This window comes from Microbacterium natoriense, from assembly GCF_030816295.1.
In the GTDB taxonomy this organism is placed as follows: domain Bacteria; phylum Actinomycetota; class Actinomycetes; order Actinomycetales; family Microbacteriaceae; genus Microbacterium; species Microbacterium natoriense_A.
In genome coordinates this window covers 2,918,102-2,940,186 of sequence record NZ_JAUSXV010000001.1, presented here as the reverse complement: position 1 = coordinate 2,940,186, position 22,085 = coordinate 2,918,102, and the positions used below count along the sequence as shown (strand labels likewise).

Annotated in this window: 21 protein-coding genes; 15 read left to right on the top strand and 6 right to left on the bottom strand. The window is 60.8% G+C overall.

Features of this window, described 5'->3' with window-relative positions; translation table 11 throughout:
- Nucleotides 1-601: 601 nt before the first annotated feature.
- The 5 genes from QFZ53_RS13785 (at nt 602) to QFZ53_RS13765 (ending at nt 3,793) form a co-directional block, all read left to right on the top strand.
- Nucleotides 602-1,012 (top strand): hypothetical protein, encoded by a 411-nt coding sequence (locus tag QFZ53_RS13785; protein WP_307297336.1) that lies wholly within the window; start codon nt 602-604, stop codon nt 1,010-1,012.
- On the top strand, nt 1,009-2,100 hold the full coding sequence (locus QFZ53_RS13780; protein WP_307297333.1) for a hypothetical protein: 1,092 nt from the start codon (nt 1,009-1,011) through the stop codon (nt 2,098-2,100). The genes QFZ53_RS13785 and QFZ53_RS13780 overlap by 4 nt, the downstream gene beginning before the upstream one ends.
- Before the next feature lie 329 nt (nt 2,101-2,429).
- Nucleotides 2,430-2,951 carry a hypothetical protein gene (locus QFZ53_RS13775; protein WP_307297330.1) on the top strand — a complete coding sequence of 174 codons (522 nt, stop codon included), beginning with the start codon at nt 2,430-2,432 and terminating at the stop codon, nt 2,949-2,951.
- Between the two features lie 94 nt (nt 2,952-3,045).
- Nucleotides 3,046-3,195, top strand: coding sequence for a hypothetical protein (locus QFZ53_RS13770; protein ID WP_307297327.1), 150 nt, complete (start codon nt 3,046-3,048; stop codon nt 3,193-3,195).
- Nucleotides 3,196-3,241: 46 nt separating this feature from the next.
- Nucleotides 3,242-3,793, top strand: coding sequence for a hypothetical protein (locus tag QFZ53_RS13765; RefSeq protein WP_307297323.1), 552 nt, complete (start codon nt 3,242-3,244; stop codon nt 3,791-3,793).
- Here QFZ53_RS13765 and QFZ53_RS13760 read toward each other — a convergent pair.
- Nucleotides 3,727-4,965 (bottom strand): hypothetical protein, encoded by a 1,239-nt coding sequence (locus tag QFZ53_RS13760; protein ID WP_307297321.1) that lies wholly within the window; start codon nt 4,963-4,965, stop codon nt 3,727-3,729. The genes QFZ53_RS13765 and QFZ53_RS13760 overlap by 67 nt on opposite strands.
- 649 nt (nt 4,966-5,614) lie before the next feature.
- Between QFZ53_RS13760 and QFZ53_RS13755 the strand changes: the two genes are divergently transcribed.
- Nucleotides 5,615-5,854, top strand: a complete 240-nt coding sequence (locus QFZ53_RS13755; protein WP_307297319.1) for a helix-turn-helix transcriptional regulator — start codon at nt 5,615-5,617, stop codon at nt 5,852-5,854.
- 299 nt (nt 5,855-6,153) lie between these two features.
- Here the strand turns inward: QFZ53_RS13755 and QFZ53_RS13750 are convergent, their stop codons facing one another.
- Both QFZ53_RS13750 and QFZ53_RS13745 read right to left on the bottom strand, forming a co-directional pair.
- A complete protein-coding gene (locus QFZ53_RS13750) occupies nt 6,154-6,729 on the bottom strand; it encodes a nucleotide-binding protein (RefSeq protein ID WP_307297318.1) in 576 nt (191 codons plus the stop codon).
- Nucleotides 6,729-7,844, bottom strand: coding sequence for a helix-turn-helix domain-containing protein (locus tag QFZ53_RS13745; RefSeq protein WP_307297317.1), 1,116 nt, complete (start codon nt 7,842-7,844; stop codon nt 6,729-6,731). The genes QFZ53_RS13750 and QFZ53_RS13745 overlap by 1 nt, the downstream gene beginning before the upstream one ends.
- 359 nt (nt 7,845-8,203) lie before the next feature.
- Here QFZ53_RS13745 and QFZ53_RS13740 point away from each other — a divergent pair, with 359 nt between their 5' ends.
- The gene (locus QFZ53_RS13740) at nt 8,204-9,739 is read left to right on the top strand and encodes a hypothetical protein (protein WP_307297315.1); all 1,536 of its coding nucleotides are present in this window, start codon (nt 8,204-8,206) and stop codon (nt 9,737-9,739) included.
- Here QFZ53_RS13740 and QFZ53_RS13735 read toward each other — a convergent pair.
- Nucleotides 9,702-10,598 carry a DNA adenine methylase gene (locus QFZ53_RS13735; RefSeq protein WP_307297314.1) on the bottom strand — a complete coding sequence of 299 codons (897 nt, stop codon included), beginning with the start codon at nt 10,596-10,598 and terminating at the stop codon, nt 9,702-9,704. The two genes, QFZ53_RS13740 and QFZ53_RS13735, sit on opposite strands and share 38 nt — an antisense overlap.
- Nucleotides 10,599-11,151: 553 nt before the next feature.
- Nucleotides 11,152-11,391 carry a helix-turn-helix transcriptional regulator gene (locus QFZ53_RS13730; protein WP_307297312.1) on the bottom strand — a complete coding sequence of 80 codons (240 nt, stop codon included), beginning with the start codon at nt 11,389-11,391 and terminating at the stop codon, nt 11,152-11,154.
- 156 nt (nt 11,392-11,547) lie between these two features.
- On the opposite strand from QFZ53_RS13730, the gene QFZ53_RS19875 reads away from it, so the two are divergent.
- The 8 genes from QFZ53_RS19875 (at nt 11,548) to QFZ53_RS13700 (ending at nt 21,201) form a co-directional block, all read left to right on the top strand.
- Entirely contained in the window at nt 11,548-12,795 is a 1,248-nt protein-coding gene (locus QFZ53_RS19875; protein ID WP_373426291.1) for a site-specific integrase, read from the top strand.
- Nucleotides 12,796-14,113: 1,318 nt separating this feature from the next.
- Complete coding sequence (locus tag QFZ53_RS13725; protein WP_307297309.1) at nt 14,114-15,124, top strand: ABC transporter ATP-binding protein; 1,011 nt, start codon at nt 14,114-14,116, stop codon at nt 15,122-15,124.
- Between the two features lie 76 nt (nt 15,125-15,200).
- Nucleotides 15,201-15,947: an ABC transporter permease gene (locus QFZ53_RS13720; protein WP_307297308.1), complete on the top strand. Its 747-nt coding sequence runs from the start codon at nt 15,201-15,203 to the stop codon at nt 15,945-15,947.
- A 22-nt stretch (nt 15,948-15,969) separates the two neighbouring features.
- A complete protein-coding gene (locus tag QFZ53_RS13715; RefSeq protein WP_307297305.1) occupies nt 15,970-16,785 on the top strand; it encodes an ABC transporter permease in 816 nt (271 codons plus the stop codon).
- A 1,191-nt stretch (nt 16,786-17,976) separates the two neighbouring features.
- Nucleotides 17,977-18,819, top strand: coding sequence for an NAD(P)-dependent oxidoreductase (locus tag QFZ53_RS13710; RefSeq protein WP_307297303.1), 843 nt, complete (start codon nt 17,977-17,979; stop codon nt 18,817-18,819).
- Nucleotides 18,820-20,175, top strand: coding sequence for a hypothetical protein (locus QFZ53_RS13705; RefSeq protein ID WP_307297301.1), 1,356 nt, complete (start codon nt 18,820-18,822; stop codon nt 20,173-20,175).
- Nucleotides 20,172-20,966: an alpha/beta fold hydrolase gene (locus QFZ53_RS19870; RefSeq protein WP_373426290.1), complete on the top strand. Its 795-nt coding sequence runs from the start codon at nt 20,172-20,174 to the stop codon at nt 20,964-20,966. Before QFZ53_RS13705 ends, QFZ53_RS19870 begins: the two co-directional genes overlap by 4 nt.
- Nucleotides 20,947-21,201: an acyl carrier protein gene (locus tag QFZ53_RS13700; RefSeq protein WP_307297299.1), complete on the top strand. Its 255-nt coding sequence runs from the start codon at nt 20,947-20,949 to the stop codon at nt 21,199-21,201. Before QFZ53_RS19870 ends, QFZ53_RS13700 begins: the two co-directional genes overlap by 20 nt.
- On the opposite strand, the gene QFZ53_RS13695 is transcribed toward QFZ53_RS13700, so the two are convergent.
- Complete coding sequence (locus QFZ53_RS13695; protein ID WP_307297297.1) at nt 21,198-22,085, bottom strand: phosphotransferase; 888 nt, start codon at nt 22,083-22,085, stop codon at nt 21,198-21,200. The genes QFZ53_RS13700 and QFZ53_RS13695 overlap by 4 nt on opposite strands.

Genomic DNA, 22,085 nt, shown 5'->3' with positions numbered 1-22,085 from the left:
TACGCGGAGTCGAGCTCACCGGATTCGATCAGGACCCCTCGCCGCCGGAGTGGTTCGGGGACCCGGGAAGGATCGATGAGATGCGCCACCTTCGGGCTCCATGGGGCCCATTCCGCGGACGCAGTCCCCGGAAGTGGCCAATGCCCAATCGGGGGCCGGAACGCCGACTCGCTGCGCGTGCAGGTCGACGATGCCCGCGATCGCCCAGGACCAGCCGGGCCCGCTGTCGCCTGGCGGATCCGCTGACAGCGTCAGAAAGGTCTGCTTGCTGCCTGTGCTGATTCCGTTCACGAACTGAAGAAAGGCCTGCGTCGCGGCCTGGACATCGCCTGCCGCCACAAACGAGGAGATGGAGATCGCCACTTCGGAGGCTGTCAAAGTACCTCGCTCACTGGTCCGCATGCGTGGGCTCCGTTCTTGCGCGAGGTGTCCGAACGCATCGTGACCTGACGGTGAAGACCTCATCGCCGGGCTTGAATGATTCCTTCGCCATCCTGTGATCGTACGCCCGACCCACCGGACTGTTCGGAGCGAGAAGAATCCTGTCTGAGCGGCCCGCTACGGGCCCTGTGACGTCGGAGCCGGTCGGTAGCGTGAATATGTGCACAGAACGAAAGACCAGCAGATCAAACACGTCGTCGACGGACTCGCCCTCGGAGTGCTCGCCAACGGCGTCCGAGCAGTGACGAGCAGCAAGATGTCTCTGGAGTCCGGGTTCAACTACGCATGGCGCCGGTGGGCACACGCATCCGAGTTCCCGAGCATCAAGGGGCACAACCCGGGAAACCTGTTCTGGATCGGAATGGGGAAATCCGAACGACGACGTGGAGCTCGAGTCGCCTGGGCATCCGAGCGATGGGCTCAGCCATACCTCACTCTCGATGGCTGGGACGTTGAGGAGACGCTTGAGCTCCACGCCGACGAAGTGGAGACGGAGGATTGGATTGAACTGGGCCGACTCTTCATCGAACGATTCAAAGAGGACGAGATCATCTGGGCGGAGACCGCTTGAACGTCCCCGCACTTGTTGAACGATTCGACGGATTCAACTACGGCTACTGGATGAACTGCGAATGCGGAGAGACCACATTCATTTCAGCGGCTGACTATGAGGCGCAAGCCAACAACTGCCGAGTACAGTGTGCACACTGTGGCACGAAGATCCACTTCGGCCCGCGAGTCGCCGCGATCCGCGACCGGAATGATCCCGCCCTCCACAGCGTCGCAGACCTCGCGTGGTACCACACAAGTACCTCACCTGATTGGCCATCGCCGGACTACGCGCAGCAGATCGCCGACTCCATGACCGGGAACAAGCGAGACTACTGGCCCTCTCGCGAAGGCTATCTCGCCGAGCAATCGTCGAAGGCGCTGCATCTCGGAACGTACGAGTCAGCGATCGAGAACATGCTCCGCCGGATGGAGAACCAAGGCGACGGCGGCTCGCAGTTCTACCTCTACCGGGTTGCGCTGAGCCCCAGCCGGCTGCGGATCAACACCGGGTACAAAGACGAGAACCAAGAGATCGCGGCTGATCTCTGTATCAGCGATCTAGACGGAGACGATCTCGATGTCGTCCGGTATCTCAACGTGCACGAGGCGCTGGGGACGCTGTCCCTGGCGGTACGTCCGCAGGCGATTGCGGCAGTTCAGTCGATTCCCGTGCCCGTAGGAGGGCTGGCCACGGTTGCCGACAGCGCGCACGTGCGGGTGGATATCGAGAGGGTGCAGCGCGCGGAGGGAGGACTAGCGAAGGCCATGGCAGCTACCGGAGCGATCGGACACATGGAACTGCGGGAGATGCAGCTGGGGATGCGTCCGGACCCGGAAGGGATCGCGAAACGAGCGGGAAAGGCGCAGAACCGTGTCTATGACAGTTGGCATGAGCTCCTCGATCGCCTAGGGGAATGCCTCCTGCCGAGCGTCTCCGCGGAGATCCGTGGCGACTTCAACGACGCGATGCGGCACTGGCAAAGCGCCAACCAGGGTGCCGAAGTCACCGACTTCGTGGAGCGGTACACGATGATGGCAACCCTCCTCGAACGCCCGCGAGATGTCGTCGACGCGGTTACGGCGCAACCATGGAGAGCTGTCGCGTAGCCAAGTTCATATGGGACGACAGCGATGGCGGGTGAGTACGAAGACGCCATACGGAGTTACGTGATCGCGACGGGCGTCGGGCGACTCGGATCGGCCGTTGCCTACTTACCCAAAATTAGGGCGAGGAACACCAATTACTGTGAGTGCATGCGCCAACGTGACCAGACCCGGAACGTATCCGCGGACCTGGACCCCGTGAGGATCTTGGACCTTAGACTCCCCGCTATGAGGCCACACCACCCGAACCCTGATGAGGTGCGACAGCGAAAGCCTGGATCTCTACGCACCGGGCGCCATTCGCGTCTGCCATGATCGCCGTTGCCGGGGCGATGACTATCGTCACTCTTCAGCTGCTCGGCATCGTTGATGTCCCGGCATGGTGGCAGAGCCTGGGCGTGTGGTGGCGCGATGCAGGCTGGCCCTGGACGAGCGCGTGGCTGGTCAGTCCAGGATTCGGAGGGTTCGCTGCCGTGGTTGCGGCGTCCCTCGCGTTCGGAGGCTCGCGGCACCAGGTGCGACTGAATGCATGGTGGCAACGTGTGGAGTGGGCCTTGAACCTCTACGTCAAGCCGAATGCGACGAGCATTGAACGAGAGGCCGGTGCCGCCGCCGTCGTCGAACTGCAGACGACGCGCCTCGCGCGACGTGCGGACCGTGCGTTCCTTGCAGAAGTAGCGCGGGCCGTGACATTCGATCCGAACGGCGACGGCTTGGAACAAGATGACTGGGCGGATGCCGAGGCGCGCGACGAAGCCGAGCACGACGCTCTTCTCGATGCGAACGCAGAAGGACGAGCTGACGCAGAACGCGAGGGCTCGTCCGAGGATGAGCCGAGTTCAGAAGCTCGCTGAGAGCACAGATCTCAACGGGCTGTCTTCTGGCCTCCATTGGACCGTAAGCGTTACACTGAGTGCAGGCAGACACCGATTGCGAAGGAGGTGCGAGATGACGAAGGCGGAACTCGAAGAGCGGGCAGGTCGACGTGCCCCGACAGAGAACGAACGTCGTCTCGCCGCGCGCATCGTCGTCAACGGCGACAAGGCGCGAGGTGTGAAGACTCCGCAGTGGATCGTCGACCTCGCTAAAGCTTCCTGAGCGGCTGATCCGTTCGGCACTGGTGCTCGTGTGGGACAGTACCCGCATGAACAGGAACTCCGAAGACGACAGCTTCATCGAGACGCGTACTTACAGGCGAGTCGTACTTCTTCTTGGCGCCACCGTCATCGTCTGCGCGATGAGCGTAGTGCTGGATCTGAAGTTCCCGCCGAAGGAGATGCTCCCGACAGGAGTCCTTTGGGTCCTTCTGCTAACGATGTTGGCTGCGCCCATCGGTGCTCTTTTCGAGCGCCGGCACACGTCCGCCCCGCATGATCTTGAAATCGCGTGCGGTGTAGCGGGTGGCGCAGCCGCATTCGGGGTCGCCTTGTACGCGTCCGTTGGATGGCCATCAACGGGGGTGGCTCTGGCGGTGACGGCGGTTGCCGCCGGGGTCGGATCTGCGGGAGTGCTCGTCCGGATTCACATCCGACACATCGAAGACCGCCACCAACAGGCCCGCGACACCGAGCTCAGCCAGATGCGAGCTGCGCTTGATGACCTCCGCGCTACGGCGACGCCCGTCCGACTTCAGGCTGATGGTCTTGGATCACGTGTCCGTCTTGCCACGAGAATCCTTCTGCGCGGCGAAGCGTAAATCAGACCACTGAGGGGCCGTCCAACATCAGATTGCCTTTCGTGCGACGCCGGTCGCAAAGAGCGCGGGAACGTCCTAGTACCGGTCGATGAGTTGGTCGAGCTGCCTCTCCAAGTCCGACTCCGCTTTGCCCACCAGCTTTGGTGCCGATGGCCCCCTGAAAGGCCGAAGATCAGCGTGCCCGGTGGCATGTCAGCGTCCTTCGCCGAAAGCGCAGCCACCTCGAGAAAGGGGATGTCGGGATAGGTGGTTTCGATGTCGGGCGCGGTGGCCACCCACCCTGGGCGGTCCGTCCTCGGGGGACGCAGGACATCGAGAACGTCGGGTAGCACCGTACGAACAAGGTTGTCGAGATCCTTCTCATGGGTGCCGTCTTCGAACAAGACGATAGATATCCCACTCTTTGCGCGCATCGGGAACAGCTCTGGGTATTGAGTTCGACGCTGGTTCAAGAGCACTTGCAGGCGCGACCTGAACGCGGCACTGCCACCGACCTCGGGCAGCACGCCAAGATCGAACACATAGGGTGCCGTGCCCAGGCGATCGCGTAGGAGATTCCAGCCGAGGAACCGCTGCGCAGGAAGGAAGGTGAAAAGCGAGGAGAACAAGACATCAACGATCCGCTGTTCAGAAGCTTGATCGTGATAGTCCAACTGCCGTCCAACGAGGGTGAGCTCCTCTGCGTCGGGCTCAATGCGCGATTCCAGCAGCTCCCTATACTCCACAAGGCTTCTACGAGTCCCCGGATAGGTCGCCGTGTAGGGATTCCAGTACTTGTAGTCGTCGTCATCGTCTATTGGATCCCATGAATAGGGGAGGTCGCCTGTCGCTCTTAGCGCAGCCAGCACATTTGCGCGAGTTCTGGCACGCACGTACAACGTCGGCGACGAATTAGGCTTCGCATCCAGGTCCCGCAGGCCGGGTTCGTCTGGAATCACGCTCCAGGCCGCCCCGAACGTCGCTGATGCTGACGTGTCTTCCCGTCGCGGATCCGTTCGGCTGTTGGCCTGTTCCGCCTCTCGGTCCCGCCGGTCCGCATGCGCGAACAGCAACTTGACCTGTCTGTCGTCGCGATAGACATGGCCCGCAAGCTCGTCGAGAAGCCACTTGCAGATGGTGTCGACGCGAGGTGCGTTCAACAGTTCGCCGTACAGTGCGATGTCGAGCGCCACCGCGGCGCGGGGGCTTGGGCCAACGAATCTTCGGGTGTAGGGAAGTATGTGCTCTGGACGAGGCGAAGGCATCGCTGAGCACTTCCTGGGCGCGGGCCTTCACAGCGCCCATCGCCCGTTTGCTCGGAGGAACCAGGTCTGCGCTGATGTGAAGTGAGACCATTCTGCGGTAAGTCTGGGCGGCGTGCAGTCCGCGCGGCGTCGACCAGTAACGATCCATCTAGTCCTCCCATGGATGCTCGACCGCAGTCGCCTACTGGAGCACTCCAACAGCGCCCATCGTCAGGATACGGGGCCGCATCGGGCGCGAACTCCGTGAGCGCACCGACCGCGTCACGATGGTCGTGACTCTGTAACCCGATCTGGTCGTCCACCCGCCGAGGACCAGCTGCAGTCGGACTACGCGAGGTTGATTCATAACGACTTTCGTTTTGATCCCACTTCGTGAGGCTTATGATTCAAGCTCGATCGAGATTCGTCGACTTCCGCGTAATTCCGCGGCAGAACGGACCATTGAAGTTCCTATGGATGGCAATTTTCTGGACTATTGTGTCCGTTTTCTGTCCGTTTTCCCTGCTTCGGGGGAGTCCTCGAAAAGTTGCTACTGGTAACTACGCATCCTCTGCTTGTTGGTGGCAGTCTGTAACGCATGGGTGAGTCATCTATCCCGCAGTTGCTGACGACCGACGACGTGGCCGCGATCCTTCAGGTCTCAAAACGGACACTGGAGTCGTGGCGAACGCGCGACGAAGGGCCGCGCTTCCTGTATGCCGGCAAGCACGTTTGGTACCGTCCCGTCGACGTTGAGACGTGGATCGAGGAGAGCATCCCGTACTCGCTCGAGGATGCCCGCGAACGCGGACTGATTCCGAAGAAGTGGCGATCGTAACTTGGGGATCGACGCGCTCAATGCATCGTCAGCGCAGGCGACCGCCGCATGTTCGATGGGCCGCGGCGGAGCGGTCGGTTGATAGACACAGCTCTGTCAGTGAGGGATCCTGACTCGAACAGCGTGATGCAGCAGCTGGTCTAACACCCTGTGCGTGGCGAGCCTGACCGTGAATGCGCTCTCTTGATCTTCACGCGTGCGGTATGAGCGACCCTGCGCCAGGAGATGCTCAACCAACGACATGAGTTCACGGACGCATTGGGACGGACGTTACATCGCGTTCTAACCTGTGGTCTCGGTCACAGATCGTCTGTCCCGTCGAGATCGGGCTCGTCATATAGCCCGTGCATGGCGGCCCAGGCTCCAAACCCGCCCGAGCCGATAGGGAGGATGTACTCCGTTCTCAACAGCTCGTCTGCGACACGCGACGCAAAGGCCATCGACAGGTGTCCCCCCTGGACGAGCTTGAGCAGAAGGTCGAGGGTTGTCGTGAAGCGGATGCCTTCTTCTTTGGCGACCTGGCGGGCGAAGCGATCGTCGATCACGGCGATTCCACCTCTGGTCTTCGCCAAAGCGAGGACGCCACATTCGCCTAGGTTCTTCAGCGGGTCGTCACCGACTAGCCGGTTCGTGAAGGTTGCCAGCGCAGATAAGTCAGCTGCTGTTGACAGTAACTCGACTCGAAGCCATGACGCATCCAGTACGGATCTCAGATGTCCATGCAGGTCTACGCCTCTCTGGAGTTCAGCATGAACGGTGTCCGGCAATAGTGCCTCGCCATCCCCGACGTAGGCGCCGAGCAGTCCGAGCCACCCCGCCTCCGCGAAATGGCTAAGGGGACCGTCATCGAAGATATAGACCTCAGGGGTGGGCATCAGGTGAGCAGATCCCAGATCTCGTCTTCGTGGGAGCGATTAGTCTCCGGAAGATCCTCGGCGTTCAACGTGCCTTGGAGTAGGCTCAGTGCGCGCTCAGTCGACAGACGCTTCTGGCGGTAAAGCTTGAGCACCGCCTGGCCAAAGCGAGAAGGAACCGTGGTGCCCTCCAGGTCGTGGGGGACGACGAGTCCGAATCCGACGATGTCGCCCTGCAGAGTCTTGGCGGACCTGACTTCGCTGCACTCGGATTGGTCGGCGAGGCCGAGGTCCTGCAACCGTCGGGCCAAGGTGGACATGTCAATGCGGAATCGGCTTGCGGTCTGCACCGCTGCGTCGCGAATGCTGTGGTCGCCGCGTGTGGACATCCAGAACGTGCGGAGTCCAGCTTCGGGGGCGAGGAAGGCTCGAGCGAATCGGTCGATCCGCGCCTCCGTCTCGTCGGATGAAGAGCGGTTCGCAATACGCCAGTCGATCGTGTAATCGTCTGCAAGGAGGTAGTGGCCGAGTTCGTGTGCCAGGGACAAACGGCGACGACCAACAGATCCAGTGCTGTTCACCAGCGACACCGCCCCGCGGCTGAGGAGGATCGTCCCGGCGTCGGCGGTGTCCGCCCCCAACTCCTGCGAGAAGGCGAACAGCCCCAGCCCGCCGACAACGTCAATGAGATCGTTTATCGGCTCACGACCATCGAGGCCACACAGTTGGCGCGCGTGCTCAGCAAGCCGCTCGGCTTCAGCGATACTGCGAAGCGGCGTTTGAGCCTCCAAAGCGGTGGGGACCAGCGAAGGTTCAAGCTCCTGAACGCTCTCTACGTCGCGAGCAAGACGTTCAAGCCTGGTGTTGATGGTCGCAACTTCCATATCGTCGCCTTCGCGCAGCCGATAGGAGACGAGCGCGGCAGGTGGATCAGTGAGAAACCACTCGATCCGTGCGCTCAACGCGCGAGCGATTGAAGCGATCTCGAGTGCTCCGACGCCCCGGATTCCACGTTCTATCTTCGCAAGAGCGGTGCGGGCGATGCCCGTCTCGGTAGCGAGCTCGGCTTGAGTGAGCCCTGCTCTTTCTCGTGCGTCTGCGATGCGTGCACCGACCGAGGCCGTATCCATTGACATGTGTGCGATTCTAGAACAATTTCGAAGAAGTCTCTTGAGTCTCTCCGGAACCTCGGGGCCTCGTTGTGTCGATCGGGGGAGCGACTGCTTCTTGCCACGGTCTTCGGAACCGAATGCCTGAGAACATTCGTGCGCGTCGACAGGCATGCTGGTCCCCAAGAACCGTTGCCCACAGGAGGAATCAGGTGCGCCCACGGCGCCTCTCCTGGAGCAAATGCAGCATCAGGACTCTGGAGATGCACGAGATCTGCGGTTTCTTGGGCTCTCACTGGCAACGCGGGAGCCCGGTCCTGGGTCCGCGCCACGGTCCGCCATAATAGGGCGAACTAGCCCTATTCGAACTCCCGGGGGGAAGCTCGATGTCATACCAGCCTTTTCCGATCGTCGAGGTCGCTGTCGCCTCTCTTCATCTGGACCTGAACAACTTCCGCATCGAAGACGTGCTTCCCAGCGAGTCAGCAGCGATTACCTACCTCTTCGCAGAGCACGATGTGAAGGGCCTCGCCCGCCAGATTCTCTTAGAGGGTTACGTCGACAACGAGCTGATCTTGGCTGTCAAGGACGGCGGCAAGTACGTGGTCCTCGAAGGGAACAGGCGAGCTACGGCTTTGAAAGCGCTGCTTGACCCGTCGATCGCGCCGGGGGAGTCCCGCGAGTATCTAGAGACGCTCAAGCGGCGACACGAGATCGAAGCCGAGAATCTGCCAACGGATGTCCGGGTGATGGTCGCCCCCAGCAGAGATGCGACTCGAATGCTGCTGGCGAGGCTTCATCTCGGCACATCCAAGAACATCTGGGGGAGGGACGCACAGGCTCGCTTCGTCATCGCGCAGCTTGAGGCCGGCATGTCGCTGACAACGATCCGTCAGGAGTTGCCCGGCATCAACAACCCGTCCGTGTATATCCGGCAGTACCACGTTCGAAAGATCCTCAAGGAAGCGAACTTCACGGATCAGAAACTGGCAAAGTACGCTGCGAGCTCTCGCCTCAAGATGACCTCGTTTGAGTATGCATACGGCAATCCTGACATTCAGAAAGTACTCGGGCTCAGCTTCGACAAGGACGGAGTGCCGACGTCGATCCCGTCGACGAGGAAGCAGCTGCGTGCGCTGGAGCGTCTCGTCGGACTTTTCGAGTCAAAGGAACTGAACACCCGCAAGTTCCCGAAGCGGTCATCGGAGACGTATGACGAGGATATGAAGTCGCTGATTTCCAAGCTCGCTGGAGACTTGGCTTCGCCGGTGGATGAGCCGACGGATGATCCGTCTGAGGCCACCGGAGATTCGGATGTTATCGACGGGGCCGGTGATGCAGGGGGCGCCACGGGCGCTGAGGGCTCAACAGCCGGGCAAGGAGGAGGGCCGGGCGGGGCCGCAACCGGTGATGGCGGAAGTTCGGGTGGTTTCGGGTTCGGCGGGCAGCCGGGTGGGACAGGTGGTCGGGGCCCGAACAACCCAGACACTCTGAAGTCCTTGCACGTCACTGTGGCGTACGGTCACGCGCCCGTCGGTCTGAGGAAGAGGCTGAATGAGCTTCGATCGCTCGACGTCGCCAACTACGCCGTGGCGACGGCGATGCTGATGCGGAGTGTCGTTGAGGCGAGTATCAAGTGGCACTTCGCCGAGCGCGGGACGCCGGTGAGCGGCGAGCTCGGCAGGGTGATGAACGACGTGCACAAGGCATATGGATCGCGTCGCCCGCTGAAGAACGTCATCGATCTTCTCCGCGACGACTCAGGGAAGTATATTCGTCCCGGCTCCTTGCGTTGGTTCAACATGGCCGCTCACGACGCAAATCATGCGATGGACGCGCAGAGCGTGCGGGACGCGTGGCAGAACGTGGAGCACTTCATCGGCTTCATGCTGACACCGGCGCCCGCAGCACCTTCTCCGTGATCGCCTGCGCAACGCTCGGGGAAGCGATCAGCAACTCATCGGACATGATGTAGTTCTGGGCCGAGTAGTAGAGTTCGTACCTTGTCTGAAACTGCTCTGCGTAGAGCCGTTCGATCAGCGGGTCCACGTCGTACGTCATCAGCCAATGAGCCCTGTCGACTCCGTTGACGATGTCCGCGAGCGCCGCGTGGTCCCGCCCATCGAATGAGTTCATGTAGAGCCGGGAACCGGCCTGAACGTACGGCGGGTCGATGTACATGAAGACATCGGTTCGGGTGCCATACTCACGGATGACGGACCGTCCGTCACGAGAGGTGACGGTGATCTGGTTCGAGAGTTCCCCGATCGCCTCGAGGCGCTCTATCAGGGTGGTTTTGTTGAATCGTGCATCCATCTTGTAGTTCCCGGTCTGAGCAAGACCGCCGATGACCCCGCCAGTGAGGACACCAGAACGGTTTGTACGGTTGAGATAGAAGAACGCGAACCCGAGTTTCAGGAGGTCTTCCGACCGTGCGGCGCGGTACACGGAGCGCTGTCGTTGCCATTCCTCGACGCTCAAGGGGGTGCTGACGATCAGGTCGATGAACTCCGCTGTTCTCGTGGTTGCGGTCTTCCAGAACGCATAGACCGCAGGATCGAAGTCGTTGATAACGAGAGTATTGATCAGTCCTTCGCGCAACAGGGCGATCCCCGCACCGACACCGCCCGCGTAGGGCTCCACGTATGTGGCTTGTTTCAGGTCGAGACCGGCAATCAAGTCGGCGAAGAACCCCGCAAGCGAAGCCTTGCCTCCCGGGTATCGCAACGGAGAGAGCGTCCCGTAGCGCCTCGAGGCTCGAAGTTTCAGCGACTCAGGCATTGTTGACCTTCTTTCGCGCTCGGAATGCAGCGAGTCGGCACTTCGGCTGACAGTAGAGGGCGCCGGCACGGGCAAGCCAGGTGGTACCGCAATTTGCGCAGGTTCGATACGCGTTTCGCCGGTTCAGGTGCTCGTGCTTGATGCGTCCACCCAGTTCGGTGAGCTGAGCAGGTTCAAGGCGCTCAAGCGCCTTTGCTGAGGGCAACCTCGTCGCGGTCATGCAACAGATGGTAACCGTTTCATACTCAGATTCATGAACTGAGGTCGGCGTGTCTTTTCAAGTCGGGGAGCGGTGTGCTCAGATTCGGTACGTGTCGGTCACTAGCCATCGATCCATGCCGATGCTCCTAGCGGAGACGGTGGTGTATTGAGCGATGCTGAGCGCGATCTTCTCCACTCGCCGGGTCTGCGATGGGCAAGGTGCTTCGCAGACGTCAGTGCGTTGGGTGCCCGTGCATCCGAACTGGCACCACAACTACCACCGCCTTCACGGAGCGCACGTAGAGATAGCAGTATGTCCGCCTATACGGTGCAGACGGCTGTCCTCACGCCCCTACCGGGTCTCCTCGTTCCAGACGTCAGAGAGCATTGCGTCGAGCGAAACCTCAAATGCGGATGCCAGTTTGAGCCATGTGCGGAGATCTCCGTAATTGCGACCCGCCGAGATGTTCAAGAGTGTCTGGCGACTGAGGCCAGATCGTTCGGCAAGTTGCTCGAACGTCATGCCAGAGATTTCACGGTACCGATTGAGAACGAGACTCAGTTGGGCGAGATCCGGTTCTCCGACGTGCACGTATCAAGCTCAAGGGAGTGGCCGACGGAACACAGTACAAAACCTTGTGCTTTGGTTTCAGATGTTGTACCAAGTAGCTGAGATCGATGCTGCCCCAGGAGGAAAGATGGCCAGTCCCGCGCCTGAACACGGAATGTTTCGCTGTCGGCGTTCCTAATGGCACGCGCACCTCTTCGCGTCGGCGAAATGCGGACGGTGAGCTACACGGAGGAAGTCTTCGGAGTGAGGGCCCGATGTCGCACTCGTGATGCCGGTGGACGCCTACGGCCACCCTCGTTCGCAGCCTCAACCGCTGACGCCGCCTTGGCGGGCCTCACGGCCCAAGTGCTCGCACTCGCGATGGAGCCTCCATGGAGCAGCGAGGACCTCACCATCTCCGATGCGATACGACTATGGCTTGACGATCGCTCTGGGGACGTTCGTCCCCAGACCCTGCGGGGATATCAATCCACGGGGCGGTGGTTGTCTCGGCTGGTCGGTGCCGTTCCTCTCGCTGAAGCGCAACAGCCTGCGCGGGTCAAATGCATGTTGGCGGCGGTGGAGTCGAGTCGAGGTACCGCTGCTTTGGATACGGCCCGCTCCGCGCTCAGCGGCGCCCTGGGGACAGCAGTCGAGCAGGGGCTTCTGGAGCGGAACCTGGTCCGAGAACTCCGTCGACGGAAGAGAACAGCGAGAACACCGAGCGTCCTGAGCCTTGAACAGATTTTCGTCCTGCGTGCCCTTATCCACGCGCAAGAACAGCGCTCTGCCCGATTCGTTGGATCCTCCGCGTTCGTTCTTGGCTGGGTCGTCGAGGTCATGCTCGGATCAGGTCTTCGGATCAACGAGGTGCTCGCGCTGAGGAACATCGACATCGACTGGCGGGCACGGGCCGTCAGCGTCACGGGGACGCTCATCAATGACTCCCAACGCGGACTCGTGCGTCAGGAGAGCCTCAAATCGCGCGAGCAAGCACGTCGCATCCGGCTCCCGGATTTCGCTATAAGGGCACTAGATGACGCTCGTCGATGTCGAAGTCAAAGACAAGAGGAGCCTCCGCATAACCCTGCGATACAAGGCCGCGTACCAGGCGCCTGGTGTCATGCCAGAAACGTGTGCCGCACACTGAGACGAATTCGAGAGGATCCTGTGTTCGTCGACCAACTGGCGACTACAGGTCTACGGGTGGAAGACGTGACTCCACATATCTTCCGCCGCACCGCTGCAACCTTGATCGCGATGCACTCTGGTGACCTTCGGGACGCACAACACCTTCTAGGACACTCGGATCAACGAACCACGATGCGCCACTATGCAGGTGCTCCGTTCAGAACGGTGGCGACCGCGACTGTGCTGGACGAACTGATTGGCGGATTGCCGTATCTCCCGAGCGATGAAACGTACACACTAAAGGCTGGTACTTGAGATACCGGGACGAGCGGCCTGCGATGCGTTCCTTCGGCTGAAGGTTCGCAAAAATCGGCGATTCTCCGTGTTCGATCCGCGCCGATCGAGGCGATTGCATTGAGCACGCCGAGACCGCTCGACTTTGTCGCGGCGCACGCCGATCCGATTTGAGTACCGAGAGGGAGGCGCCTGCGTCCGGGCAGCGTTCCGTTGCTGGGACCAGTATTCGTTGGCGGTCTGATATCGCTTGGGCGTGTGTAGCCGTTGAGGAACACGGAGCGGAAGGATTGTTCTTCCGTGCCTGGCGCGACGCAGGTATACAGCCTGAGCGTAGGAGTGCCCGCAAGGAGGATCACAGATTGGTTTGATCGGCGAGTCCGCGTGCCAGTTGAACGTGCTTGCCCTCGAGTAGGCCCACGTTGTCGCCCTCGATCGCTACGAACGCGCTCTCGTCGTATGGGCGTAGAAGGTTGATGTCGGGCAAGTACGGGGTGCCATTCACGACGTACCCCACTCTGCCGGAGGTCACGTGCGGACCTGAGTGCCTTCGGGGCCAGCGGGCGGAAGCAAAGCCGGCGGGTCTGGTTCCCTTCGACAGGTTATCGCTGGTGAGCGCTACAGAGGAGGCGCTGCCTCCCGAACCGATCCCCCTCCGCCAGTTCGCGTCGACTTCGGCCACCTAGGACGGGAGAAGGTGCATGATGATGCTCATTCACCGGTTGGTCCGCGCGATCGTCATAGAGTTGTGGGCCGGCGCGTATGCCGGACCACTCGTCACGGTCTTGGGGCCGTTCTCGCGCTCGGGGCATGACTACCATGGGCCGAGATGTCCGCCGATGGGGTCTGGCCGCCTACCTCGGCGTGCTCGCCGCCATCTCATCCGCGTTGGCGGCTGTTGTGTTCTGAACCCCGACTCGGCACCTGCAGCGACGCACAGAGCAGTGGGCGCGCGATGCGCCGCACCATTCGGGCTTACATGATCACGAGCTCGTCCCGGTGCATCGTCGCGCGCTGGGGGAGTATCTCGCGCTTCATCTGGCACGAAGGCCCTGGGCGATTCCGCCCCTCGAGCTCGAGCGCCTCCTTGCCGCCTTCTTCTACACAGAGTCGATGAAACCCGCGATGCCGACGCCTTCGTGCACGCCGCGGAAGGGCTCCAGTAGCAGGTGACCCGCGGCTCCCCGAGATCGAGGCCGAGCAGCTTCGCCTCGCGGCTGGACGCGACGACGATCATGCCGTCGTTGATGGACACCACGGCACGCGCAGGACCGCGGCATCTTTACTGGCCGGCTGGCTTCTCTTTACTGGCCGGCTGGCTTCTCGATACGTTCGAGGCATGTCGATCATCGTCGCAGAGAATCTGGTCAAAGAGTTCACGCGTCCCGTCCGCGTCAACGGAGCGTTTTCGGGCATCCGGAATCTCATCACCACGAAGAAGGTGGTAAACCGCGCGGTCGACGGGGTTTCGCTCTCGATTGAGCCAGGAGAGATTGTTGGCTATCTAGGTCCTAATGGTGCCGGGAAATCCACCACAATCAAGATGCTGACGGGGGTACTTGTCCCTACGAGCGGCACTGTAAGCGTGAATGGGATCGTTCCGTGGAAGAATCGATCCGCGAACGCGCATACGATCGGGACTGTCTTCGGGCAGCGAACCCAGTTATGGGTAGACCTTCCCTTGCGGGACTCCTTCGATGTTCTCGCGAAGCTGTATGGCATCGCTCGCTCGACCTATGAGAGGACGCTCAGTGAGTTTGTCGATCTGCTCGACCTCGGGTCGTTCATCGACAGACCGGTGCGAATGCTGTCGCTCGGACAACGCATGCGGGGTGACCTAGTTGCTGCGATGCTGCATCAGCCACCGGTTCTCTACCTCGATGAGCCAACCGTCGGCCTCGACGTTGTCGCCAAAGGCCGGATACGGGACTTTATTCGAGAACGGAACCGCACGTCGAACACGACTGTCATGCTGACGACGCACGACATCGGCGACGTCGAGCAGTTGTGCCGCCGAGTCGTGATCATCGACGACGGACGCATCCTGTTCGACGGCGACATCGACGCTCTGCGACAGGCGTACCTGCCGCACCGCACTCTGCGGATTGAATTGTCACGCGAGGCACCCGCCCATTGGAGCATTGACGGAGTCGAGCACGTCGCTACCCGATCGGACGGCTCAGCAACCGTCCTGGACTTGAGGTTCGACCCGTCCGAGATAGCGACGTCCGCCGCGATAGCCCGTGCCACTGCCACCCTGCCAGTCGCCGATTTGACAGTCCAGGAACCCGAACTTGAGGAAGTCATAGCCTCGATCTATACAACCCGTAAGATTCATGATCATGGGTGACGCATTAGACGCGAGTGACAGGCCTCCAAGCGCGCTCGCTGTGCGCGTTGCGCTCGTAGCCCAAGGAATGCGCTCCGTGCTCGTGTTCCGTGCGGAGGTGGTCGTCGGTATTGTGAGCGCTCTGATCCGTATCGTCCTCGTGATGCTCGTTTGGCAAGCAGTTTATGGGGAGCGCGACGTCGTGAGTGGCATCGAACGCGCGGACGCGGTCGGGTATGCGGTTCTCGGCGCATTGTTCGCAGTGGTGTTTCAGCCCTGGCAATTCTCGACACTCCAGAGCCGTGTGCGCACAGGTAACATCGTGTTTGACATCATGCGGCCAGTGGGCATCGTGACGCAGGCAACAGCCGCTCAACTCGGAACGAGTCTCGCGAATCTCCCGAAGGTCATAGTTTGTCTAGTGCTAGCTCTATCCATCGGTTCCGTTCCGGCGTCCAGCACATGGTGGCAGACCATCGCATTTGCCGTCAGTACGGTATTTGGCCTCACCATAGCGATCCAGTGCAACCTCATCGTCGGTATGACGGCGTTCTGGACGACGGAAGCGAGCGGCGCGTACGTGATCTACAACATGGCGGCCGCCTTTTGTTCAGGTTCACTCATCCCGCTTTGGTTTATGCCGGACGGTCTCGCTGATGTACTCCGTCTCCTTCCTTTCAGTGCGCAGATTTTTACGCCTCTGTCCATTTGGTTTGACCGATCGCCGGGATGGAACATAGTCGGTGAACTCCTTCTGCAGATCGGGTGGATCCTTCTACTTTCACTTATCGCATATCTGGTGAATATGCGTGCGGTTCACCGAACGGTGATCAACGGTGGTTGACGGCCCACGTCACGTCGCTCGCGTGCGCGCCAAATATCCAAGTCCTGCCTGCCAATGGTGGATTTTGCTCCGAGTCGCGGTCAAGCAGTCTTTCATCTACAAAGGGAATATCCTTCTGATGGTGGCGGGGACCGCGGCCCTCCAGGGAACCCAGTTGCTCTTCATCGGTGTGTTGCTGGATCGTTTTGGGGTGATCGCAGGGTGGTCTACGCCACAAATCGCGTTTCTGTATGGGCTTCGATTGACGGCTCATGGCATTGCGTCGGTATTCTTCGGTCAGCATCTGGTGATCGACTCGGTAATCCGCGAGGGTGACTTCGATCGATTCCTCCTGCGCCCAGTGAATCCGCTCATTCAATTGCTCACCCGATGGTTCAACGTTGGTGCCATCGGCGACCTGGCGCTCGGCCTTGGCATCCTCATCGTCGCGATCGTTATCGCTCCCCTTCCATGGACACCCTGGCTAGTAGCGCTGATTGTCGTGGCGGCGATTGGAGGAGGCCTACTCGAGGCCGGGCTGCAAATTGGACTCTCGGGGCTGTCCTTCCGGTTGGGGTCCACGCGCAACCTGAAGATCAGTGTCGATCACACATTGAGGGATTTCGGCGCGTACCCGCTTCCAGTCTTCGGGCCGGTCGGCGTCTTCGCATTGACCTTCGGGCTGCCGCTAGCATTCATCGCATACTTGCCTGCGACTGTTGTACTCGACAAGACGGCGGAGCTTCTGGTGCCAGTTTGGCTCGCCGTGTCCGCGCCTCTGGTTGGCCCGGTTTGCCTGTGTGCAGGATGGTGGTTCTTCATGCGGCAGGCCCGTCACTATACAAGCCCGGGTGCATAAGTCACGTGGCTGAAGGCTGATGGGCTGCCTCGAGCGCCGGCCGTGTTTTGTGCAAGGCTGGTGGCCGTACCCATCCAATCGTGTCAGGCTCACCGGCAGCATGGAACGGCTGGAATGTTCCTTGCTCGCGGCGCCGCGACAAGCTCACGCTTGAGCGCGCCGCGTCCCTCGATGAACAGCGACTGGTAGATCGCCTCTTGGCCAAGGCGCATGCTCTCATCATCCGGGAACTCGATCTCGAGCCGCTTCGAGTCCTGCTGCGAGCTCCACGCCGTCGGCTAGCGTCGATCCTGCTGGTGCGGCGCGTTCCGTCTCTGCCACGCCAGCACGTGCGCACCATCGATCACGGTCCCATCCTGCTGTCTCGCGGGCTCCCATCCAACCGATTCTGAAAGTACCCTCGTAGCTGGTCGGTCGGGAGCCACTTCGCGTGCTTAGGGCGTCGCGCCATCAATTCGGCTGTGCGACCGAATCCCGGAACTCTGGTGCCCCGCCCCGCGTTCAGGAGTGCGATCTTCTCCCGCCCAGTAACGAGAGTTGCCGGCTGTCCGGCTCGGTGAACGAGATCGTGAGCATGCCGGAACCGCCGAGCGTCTACCGCAGCCGACACACCCGCCAAGAAAGCAGCGTCCTCGGACGAGACTCCGCCCGCGACGTGCTTCCAGATTCGCGCTCGACACCTCGTCGCGTTCCCGTATGCCCGGGCGAGATCTTCGGACTCCGGCCCGTCAACTCCTTCAACAATCCCGTTGGACGTCCTATCATCGCTCCTCACATCGGAGTGTTGCGACGGCCGGTTGAACCCGACCGGTTCACGTCGGCGCCGTCGCGGAGCCCCTTGCACTGGTGGACAGCATTGCATCGATTGCTTCGATCGGCGATGCACACGTCACCGCTCTGTCAGAGTCCACGTTCGGTCTATTCAAGAACGAGGCAGTCCATGCACTCCACCCTCGACGAAGTCGCGCCCGACGAGTACGAGACGGTCTACTACGCTGCCCTCGAAACCCCAGTCCACCCTGTGTAGAAACCCACACAGGAGCGGCAGAGAACCGCGGATGGTTCAGTAACTCGCAACGCGGACCTGTGCACTTTGAAGATCCCGCGTGCAGCTTGCGTTGATTGCGGGTTGACGGCATCCGTGCAAGGATCGGACAAATTCACGGCGACGTGGAGTGAGGGGGGAGCGGTTTGCAGTGCATTGAGGTCTGCGGGATCGGGGTGATGGGACGGTCGATCGCGGAGCGTTTGATTGAAGTCGGACATCGCGTCGTGCTCCGATCGAGCGGACATTCGCTTGACAACGAGAGCGAGCTCCTCGCCAGCGGCGCGGTGAGGCCCAATGGCCCCGCGGACATCTTGATACTTTGCTTGCCAGATGGAACCGCCGTTCTCGACGTCCTGAAGTCCGTGCAGCATGCCCCCGCGTTGGTAATTGACTGCAGTTCTACCAGTCCGGCGGAGGCGCGGGAGGCTGGAAAAGAAGTAGGACTGAGTGGGGGGCGCTATGTTGATTGTCCCGTATCCGGAGCCAGTGCTCTCTCGAGACGCGGCGGCTTGACGGCCTACGTCGGTGCCGACGCGCACGATCCGATCCTCGCTCAGATTCGTGCGCTTGATCTTTTTCGCACGATCATCGCTTGTGGCCCTGTCGGACAGGGAATGGCACTGAAGCTGGTTAACCAGGCAGTCCACATGGTGAACCTCTGCGCCCTAGTGGACGGGGCAGCGCTGGCCGGAGCTCTGGGTTTGGACCCGGTGCTGACGATGCGTGGGCTTGCCGCCGGCTCCGCAGCCTCAACCATGCTGGAGAGGTTCGGTGACGCAATCTTCCTGGGTGCAGACAAAGCGCAATTCTCCGCCGCGCTTGCGCGAAAAGACCTCGACAACGTCCTCGAATCGTGGGCGCTTGTGCCTGGCACCGATGGTTCACTGACGATGGTGGCCGAAGCCCAGGCCGTCGTTGCTGGCGCGATACAACGGCTGGGGACTGACATCGACGTGAGCGCCATCGGACGACGGGGGTGTGAGTAAGTGCAGACATCGGAAGCTCGCCATGTTGAACGCGTATATGGCTCTCCTGAGACCCTCCAGCTTGTAGCGGACCGGGCGGCAGATGCGGTTGATCAGCTCAAGGCCGGAGATGACGCAGCCATCTCCAATCTGGCTGTTCATGCAACCTCGATCGGATTCCCTACTCCGATCAAGCAAAGGCTCGGCGATCCCTTTCCGTACCTTGACGCGATCGACATAGTCCTCGTCACCCCGAGAGCTTCAGATAATCGCGCAATAGAGCGATTGTGGACACATGTATGGAATGCGGTCGCGCCATTCAACGAGTCTGAGATGGCCGCGATCCTCGCCCTTTGTCCGGAGACGCTGCAACAAGACCCAACTAGTCAATTGGACCCCTTGTCAGGTGAAACGCTCTGGATCCACGACCATCTCCTCCTCGAGCGGGTTGGCCTCGTCATCGCGCTCGAACGGAACGGACTCGATCCTCGAACCACCGTGGTGTTTGCGAAGGCTGACGAAACTCTGTACGGCCGAAGAGTTCATCGGACGCTGGAGGAACGCGGCTATAAGGTTATCGACAGTGAGATGTTCGGCTTGGTTCTAGCCGAAACTTCCGATCCCACATGCATCATTGACGACGGTGGCGCGCTGATTCAGCACGTGATGGAGCGAGAACGCGGCAGCGGGTCTACCAGAACGATGATCGAAACGACATCCAAGGGCATGCGCGCGCTGCGCCTGGCAAAGTATGCAGATGAGGTCATCGATCTCGCATCATCGAGTGTGAAACTCGGGTTGAGCCGTGCAATCGCATCAAGCTTCGTTAGGCAAATTCTGACGAGCAGCCAACACGCCAGGGTAGACAGAACCACAGCCCTTGTGTTCGGCTTTGGCAATCTCGGTGCCCACGTCACCGAGCAATTGACGGCGATCGGGATTCGATGCTCCGTAATCGAACCGAACCCGAAGAGGAGAGCTGAAGCTTCCGCAGCAGGCTATCTCGCCGCAGAACGGGCGACGGACGTCGGCACCGAGACGTTTGACTGGATGGTGGGGTGCTCCGGCACACCTAGTATCGACCAAAGTGTCCTCGCCCACCTACGGGATGGGGGACGCCTATGCGCCGTTGCTTCCAATGACCTCACGCCCATTTTCCGATCGTTTGGGCACGTCATGCGCGACACGCCTTACGGGAGAGTCTTCGATCACGATGGAGCGGTCGTGAAGGTACTTGGTGATGGTCATGCACTGAACCTATTTCGTTCCGAGGGCGTTCCGGAACCCGACTTTGACCGGTTTCAATCGCAGATTGTTCGCACGCTGATCGCGGCAGTCTCCAGCGAAGCTTCCCACCTTCTGCGGCGTGTCATATGACGGTTCTTTTCTTGCCGGGAAGATGGCAGAACGACCGAGAGCACGGCGCGCAAGACCCTGGCCGAGATCTGCGGGCTGTGCTTCGCCGCCGCCGGCATACAGTCCGCTCGGCGCGATACAGATTGGTTGATTTGCAGCATCACGAGCGCGAGTTGGCCGGGACTCGTCTTGCTGACATACGCGCAGACGTTATGACCCATTGGATCGAACCTGACGGCGAGGCACGTGTGCTTGTTGGATACAGCTTCGGAGCAACCTTGGCGGTTGCCATGGCGGCCGAATTGGAGCCGGACGCGCTCGTTCTGATCGACGGCGGATTGACACCGGGGGCACCGTCCCCAGCTTCGTGTGACGACATAGGCCAGGGATTGATGGACTGCCCGGCCTGGCAGCCTAGACTCCGCCGTCAAATCGAGCGGCGCCTGGCGGGCGAGTCCGACACTCCTATCTTGTCCGATGGGCGGCTATTGGATGACACCGAAGCGTTATACCTCGGGAGGTGCACCTACAGATGGTTCCCAGAGGGAGTCGTCGCTGAACTGCGCAAGCTGGCTACGGACCGAACTATCGATGCGCAGGTAGCCGGACTTCGGTGTCCGATCCTCGTTGTCGCATCTACATCAAGCGGGAGTTCCGGTGAACGAGCCCAGGCGATGTTCCGCCACCATCGCTGGATACGGTCGCGGTTGTTGCTGGTTCCGGGTTTGTCTCACCTTGAAATGATCTGTGGCCGACGTATGACCCCTTTTTGGGAGGAAGTAGGAGAGTGGCTTGAGTATTACGAAGGGTGATATCCGGCAAGCGATCGTGGCAGCGATTGGGGCATCAGGCGGAGCTGAAGGGATGGAGTTCGATTCGGGGCGCACGCTACGCGAGTATGGCGTGTCGTCCCTTTCCGTTTACCAGTTTGCGTCCGCCATTGAGGCGGCCCTCCACCTGGAGATTCCTGATGAAGACTTCCGCCCAGAGCACTTTGCCACGCTCGGCGACATCGAGCGGCTGATCGCCCGGATCGTTCGGGATTAGACGTAGCGGGCCAGTGCAGTGCCGAGGGCGGGCAGCACGAGCGCGGCGGAGTGCGGACTCTGTCGGGTTACGTCGCGAAAGATGCGTAGAAGATGAAGGATGACGGCAGACGGGAACATCTCTCGCTCAGATTGGCTGACGGGAGGGTCGAAGTGTGTATCCGCCAGTTGAATGAGTTTGTTGTCGTTGAGGGCCTCAACGGATTGGAGCGCTCCGTTCTGTGCACCCCGCGACGGGAAAGACAACGCGGCCAGATCGAGGAGCCGGATGTCATTCCTTGAGAATTCGAAGTCGACTAGTCTTGGCCCGGCGACAGTGAGCATGACGTTGCTGAAGTTCAGGTCTCCATGGATCGCGGCGGTCGGTAAAGATGCAAGCCTCTCAGCGCCGTCGCGTAGCAGGCCGGCCGATCTACGGACCACGGGGTTTGCTCCCCACCGTGTGATCACTTCACGAGCGAGTGAGTGGATTGGATCCGCTGACACAGGCAACGTCTGGTCAACATGGCGGTGCATCCGATTGATGACTTGGAACGTTGCTGCGATGCCTTCCTCGGAGTACCCGGTCTCGAGATCTTGTCCGGAAATGAACTCGGACGCGGTGAGGACTGAGCTTCCGACCTCGATCTCCATAAGGCCCGGGCCGAACGCGACGGGTGCAGCGCCCACCCCCGGACTAGTTGCGTGCAAGCGAGTCAGGACTGCAAGCTCGTTGGCGCGGGGTGCACTATCCGCGACTCGCGACCATTCCTTCAGGAAGATCTTTTCGCCGCGCCGGTCAGTGCACTCCCATTGGGTCCGACGGCCCCAAACTGACCTGATTGGCCGATCGATCTCTAGGCCATATTCAGAGATGGCGCGACCCACATCTTCGAACGAACTCAT

Coding starts and splice junctions, on each gene's coding strand:
- QFZ53_RS13725 (WP_307297309.1), top strand. CDS start 14,114: ATGTCGATCATCGTCGCAGAGAATCTGGTCAAAGAGTTCACGCGTCCC.
- QFZ53_RS13695 (WP_307297297.1), bottom strand. CDS start 22,085: ATGAGTTCGTTCGAAGATGTGGGTCGCGCCATCTCTGAATATGGCCTA.
- QFZ53_RS13775 (WP_307297330.1), top strand. CDS start 2,430: ATGACTATCGTCACTCTTCAGCTGCTCGGCATCGTTGATGTCCCGGCA.
- QFZ53_RS13735 (WP_307297314.1), bottom strand. CDS start 10,598: ATGCCTGAGTCGCTGAAACTTCGAGCCTCGAGGCGCTACGGGACGCTC.
- QFZ53_RS13755 (WP_307297319.1), top strand. CDS start 5,615: ATGGGTGAGTCATCTATCCCGCAGTTGCTGACGACCGACGACGTGGCC.
- QFZ53_RS13740 (WP_307297315.1), top strand. CDS start 8,204: ATGTCATACCAGCCTTTTCCGATCGTCGAGGTCGCTGTCGCCTCTCTT.
- QFZ53_RS13770 (WP_307297327.1), top strand. CDS start 3,046: ATGACGAAGGCGGAACTCGAAGAGCGGGCAGGTCGACGTGCCCCGACA.
- QFZ53_RS13750 (WP_307297318.1), bottom strand. CDS start 6,729: ATGCCCACCCCTGAGGTCTATATCTTCGATGACGGTCCCCTTAGCCAT.
- QFZ53_RS13765 (WP_307297323.1), top strand. CDS start 3,242: ATGAACAGGAACTCCGAAGACGACAGCTTCATCGAGACGCGTACTTAC.
- QFZ53_RS19870 (WP_373426290.1), top strand. CDS start 20,172: ATGACGGTTCTTTTCTTGCCGGGAAGATGGCAGAACGACCGAGAGCAC.
- QFZ53_RS19875 (WP_373426291.1), top strand. CDS start 11,548: ATGGCACGCGCACCTCTTCGCGTCGGCGAAATGCGGACGGTGAGCTAC.
- QFZ53_RS13745 (WP_307297317.1), bottom strand. CDS start 7,844: ATGTCAATGGATACGGCCTCGGTCGGTGCACGCATCGCAGACGCACGA.